Below are 281 nucleotides of genomic sequence, written 5' to 3'. Positions count from 1 at the left end.
CCGTACGAGCCGTTCTGCTGCGGGGTCCACTCCATGAGCACGTCCTTGGGGGCCTTGCGGTCCCGCAGCTCGTAGGATATGGCGCGACGCTCGGACAGCCCGCCGTTGAAGATCACGCCATCGCCGGGCTTCTCCCCGGAAGCGATCACATTCGCCGCCGCCGCGTAGTCCGGCTCCATGGGCAGGTCCTTCTTGGCGTCGCCGATCGCCGGCCACGCCACGAAGGCGTATCCGGCGGCGACGGCCGTCACCAGTACCCCGCCGCCGACCGCCTTCGCCAC

The 281-nt window shown here is 70.1% G+C and carries 1 pseudogene; it reads right to left on the bottom strand.

Going from position 1 to position 281, the window contains the following annotated elements:
• Positions 1-281: pseudogene (locus ACFRCG_RS48700) on the bottom strand (hypothetical protein); the annotation flags it as partial.

Source organism: Embleya sp. NPDC056575 (assembly GCF_042793325.1).
Lineage (GTDB): Bacteria > Actinomycetota > Actinomycetes > Streptomycetales > Streptomycetaceae > Embleya.
The sequence above is the reverse complement of the archived record's forward strand: the minus strand, read 5'-3'. Positions and strand labels throughout refer to the sequence as shown.